The organism is Quisquiliibacterium sp., from assembly GCF_982640115.1.
The window spans coordinates 1-4,051 of the sequence record NZ_CEXFHW010000255.1; the positions used below are offsets into that span (position 1 = coordinate 1).

Annotated in this window: 4 protein-coding genes; 1 reads left to right on the forward strand and 3 read right to left on the reverse strand. The window is 65.5% G+C overall.

All coding sequences use genetic code 11. From position 1 onward, the window contains the following. Positions 1–47: 47 nt before the first annotated feature. A complete protein-coding gene (locus tag AC2H6A_RS18340) occupies positions 48–1,250 on the reverse strand; it encodes an IS256 family transposase (protein WP_484275159.1) in 1,203 nt (400 codons plus the stop codon). A gap of 366 nt (positions 1,251–1,616) precedes the next feature. Between AC2H6A_RS18340 and AC2H6A_RS18345 the strand changes: the two genes are divergently transcribed. Next, the gene (locus tag AC2H6A_RS18345; protein WP_484275160.1) at positions 1,617–1,979 is read left to right on the forward strand and encodes a phosphate-starvation-inducible protein PsiE; all 363 of its coding nucleotides are present in this window, start codon (positions 1,617–1,619) and stop codon (positions 1,977–1,979) included. Between the two features lie 34 nt (positions 1,980–2,013). On the opposite strand, the gene AC2H6A_RS18350 is transcribed toward AC2H6A_RS18345, so the two are convergent. Continuing rightward, positions 2,014–2,706 carry an SIMPL domain-containing protein gene (locus tag AC2H6A_RS18350; protein ID WP_484275161.1) on the reverse strand — a complete coding sequence of 231 codons (693 nt, stop codon included), beginning with the start codon at positions 2,704–2,706 and terminating at the stop codon, positions 2,014–2,016. Between the two features lie 164 nt (positions 2,707–2,870). Further along, on the reverse strand, positions 2,871–4,051 hold a 1,181-nt coding region (locus AC2H6A_RS18355), incomplete at its 5' end, for a flavin-containing monooxygenase (RefSeq protein ID WP_484275162.1).

Consider the following 4,051-nt stretch of genomic DNA (forward strand, 5'->3'; position numbering starts at 1 on the left):
GCGGGCAGTAACGACGCTCGGTTCGTCCGCTCGGGTCGCCGTCTACATCAGGCCAGTGCCGGTGCAGCCGGCAACCTGATGGTCGGATTCTCGCTCAGCTGCGCCATCGACTCCACCCCCATGTAGCGCTTCTGGATCGCGTATTCGTCGTTCTGCTCCAGCAGCAGCGCGCCCACCAGGCGCCGGATCGCGCGCTCGTTCGGGAATATGCCGACCACGTCGGATCTTCGCTTGATCTCGCCGTTCAGACGCTCGAGCACGTTCGTGCTGTGGATCTTCACCCGGTGCTCCTTGGGGAAGTCCATGAACGACAGCACCTCGTTCTCGGCGGCCTCCATCATCGTCGCGAGCTTCGGGAACTTCTCGCGCAGCTGATCCGTCACGACGCGCCACTGCTTGTGGGCCAGCTCAGCCGACTCCTGAGCGAAAATCGTGTTGATCAGCGCGAACACCATCTGGCGCTGGCCCTTGTTGGCGTAGGCCAGCGCGTTGCGCAGGAAGTGCACTCGGCAGCGCTGCCACGTCGCGTTCAGCACCTTTGCGACCGCCGCTTTCAAGCCTTCGTGCGCATCCGAGATCACCAGCCTCACCCCGCGCAGCCCGCGGCGCATCAGCGAGCGCAGGAACTCCGTCCAGAACGGCTCGGCCTCGGACGGCCCCGTCGCCATGCCCAGCACCTCGCGCCGGCCCTCGGTGTTGACCGCCACCGCGATTATCGTGGCCACCGATACGATCCGCCCCGACTGGCGCACCTTCACGTAGGTCGCGTCGATCCACAGGTACGGCCAATCGCCCTCGATCGGCCGGCCCAGGAACTCGTCGACCCGCTCGTCGATCTCCTCGCACAGCCGCGAGACCTGGCTCTTGCTGATCCCGGTCATCCCGAGCGCCTTGACCAGCTCGTCGACCGAGCGCGTGCTGATGCCCTGCACGTACGCCTCCTGGATCACCGCCGTCATCGCCTTCTCCGACGAGCGCCTCGGCTCCAGAAACCCCGGAAAGTAGCTCCCCGAACGCAGCTTCGGGATCTTCAGCGGCACCGTCCCGGCTCGCGTATGCCAGGTCCGGTCGCGGTAGCCGTTGCGCCAGTTCTCGCGCGTCTCGCTGCGCTCGCCGGGGGCGGCGCCCACTAACCCCTGCACGTCGGCGTCCATCAGGCGCTGCGCCATGAAGCCGATCATCTCGCGCAGCAGATCCCCGTCGGACCCCTTCTCAAGCAATTCGGCCAGTGCCATCCTGTCGTCGGTCATCGGTTCAATTCCTCGGTTTGGTTGAAGCCTGGTAACTCCAACCCTACCGGACGAACCGATGACCCCCGCAAGGGCCCGCCTTTACCGCTCAGCTTCTACACCACGTCCGGGGACGCCACCACGAGCGCCGACACCGGCCTCCGTCTGGGGTGTCCAGAGCAGATTCATCGAAGAGATATCGCGCGTCGAGTTCGAGCCGAAGGGTGGCAAAGAACCCTGACTTGCCCTATCGTCGAACATGATCATGGACGCGCGCCAAAGGTGCGCGATCCCGGGTTGATGGGCGCCGCGCCGACGGAGACGCTGGCCATCAGGGGCCCGCTCGAACCGCCGACAGCGAAGCCGCCACCCTCCTAGGAGCCGCCCATGGACATCAAGCGCAGCATCGAGTTCATCGAGAAAGTCTTCCTCGCACTGATCGCCTGCTTCACGGTCATCGCCATGGTGCAGGAAGTGACGATGCTGGTCGCCCTGCTCAAGGTCGAACTCAAGGACCTGCTGCTGATGTTCATCTATGCCGAGGTGCTCGGCATGCTCGGAGCCTTCTACAGCAGCCGCCGCATTCCCATCACCATCCCGCTGTTCATCGCGATCACGGCGCTCAGCCGGCTGATCATCCTGCAGGGCAAGGACACCGACCCCTCGATCCTGCTTTACGAGAGTGGCGCCATCCTGCTGATCGCGATCGCCGGCTTCGTGGTCAGCCGGATACGGCAGGACGAGGCCTGAGAGCGCATCTTCGGCCAAGCCCGCGGTACAACCCTCAGCGCAACTCCACGCTACCCGAAAGCCCGACCACGATCTCGCTGTCGCCGCCCTCGGCCGGCATCGGCGCGGCCGCCGCACGGACGCCGTCGGCGAGCGCCATCGGCGCGGGCTGAAAGCGCGGCTGCGGACCGAAACCGTCCTGCAGCGTCACCGTGCGCAGCTCATAGCCGTTCATGCCGAAGGCGCGGGCCGCCGCCTGCGCCTTGGTACGGAAGGCCGCAGCGGCCTGGTCGATGAGACGCGCACGCTCCTCATCCCGGCGCGAAGCTGACACCTGAAACGCCACCCCGGCCATCTGCAACCTGGTTCCCAGCGCCCCGACCAGTTGACCGAGATCGCCGAAGTTGCGCGATTCGAGCACCACCTCGCCCCGCACCCGGTAGCCGGTGATGCGGCCCTGGCTGTTCTGCGTGGGCTGGGTCCACACCTGACCAAGCCGCGCCTGCACGCCGGGCACCTTGCGGGCTCGCTCGATCGCCTCGGCGAGCTCGCGATTGACCTGGTCATTGGGCTGGCCGGGCTGGGCGCCCTCGCGCTCCACGGCCATGGTGACGATCATCTCGTCATTGGGCACCCGCGACCGCGCTTCGGCCGACAAGGTCAGCGTGGGACCGGCAATCGCGGCAGTGACGGGCAGGCACAGGGCGATGCCGGCGGCCAGGCACACGCGGTGCAAGAAGGATGACATGACCAGGCACCTCACTGGAGTGGGACCGCTCGCGGACGGAGACCGCCGCGACTATAGACAGATTTGCCAAGCGCGCGCGCGGAAACGGCTCATCCTGCCGCCGGAAGCCAAGCCGCGGAGCGGCCTGCCGCCTTCCCCGGATCAACGCGGGCTATTGGTCATGCTCAGACGAGCTCGAAGCCCTGGTAGCCGCTGTCCTTCATCGCATCGCATGTGCGGCGATAGTTGGGAATGCCGCCCAGGTAGGCGATCAGCTCGCGCTTGGTGCCGTCCGGATCTTCCCGGCGGTACCAGGAGTTCTTGTTCCTGCCGATCATGGTGTTCTCGGAGACCGCCCGATGATGGGTCATCCACGCTTCCTCGGTTTCCGCGGAGGGCTGGATCGATTTCAAGCCTCGGGTACGAACGAAGTCGATGGCGTCCGCGATCCAGTCGCACTGCTGGTCAATGCACACCGGCACATTGCAGATGGCTGCGGCCGGTGCGAACGGCGCCATTGTCATGAACAGGTTGGGAAACCCATGCACCTGCATACCCACCGTGGTCCGCAGATCCCGGCCCCAGAGATCACGGAGCGACACCCCTTTCAAACCCCGCACATCGATGCGGTTGATCGCGCCGACGCCGGAGTCGAACCCCGTCGCGTAGATGATGACATCGACCTCGTGGCGACCGGCCTTGGTGATGATGCCAGATGCGTCGATGGCCACCACCGGTTCCTCGCGCAGATTCACCAGCGTGACATTGTCGCGGGCGAAAACCTCGTAGAAGCCGCTCTCCAGAGGAACGCGGCGCGTGCCAAAGTTGTGGTCGGACGGCACCAGTTGCTCGGCCAGCCTCGGATCCTTGACGCGTTCGCGGATTCGCTCGCGTACGAAGGCCGTGACATAGTCGTTCGCTTCCTGGTTGGACTGGAAGTCGGCAAAGGTGTTTCCCCAGAAGGCAAGGTTGCCGGCACCCCAGAGCCTGCGCAGGTGCGCCTCGCGCTGGTCTGCGGGCACATCCTTGAAGAGAGGAGGATCCGGCAGCACGAAGCCGCCTCGCGACCATCGGACCTTGTCGCGGAGTTCCTCGAATGAGTCGCGCATCCAGGCGAGGTCAGACTCGGTGATCTTTGGATTGCTGATCGGTACCGCGTAATTGGGCGTGCGCTGAAAGACTGTGAGGTGGGAGACGAGCGGCGCGATCGTCTGGATCACCTGAATGCCTGTGGCCGCGGTGCCAAACACCGCCACCCGCTTGCCTTCGAGCGCGACGCCATCGCGGGGCCAGCGGCTGGTATGGCAGCTGACGCCGGCGAAAGTCTCCTGCCCGGGGAGGGCAGGTACCTTCCCCTCGGATAACC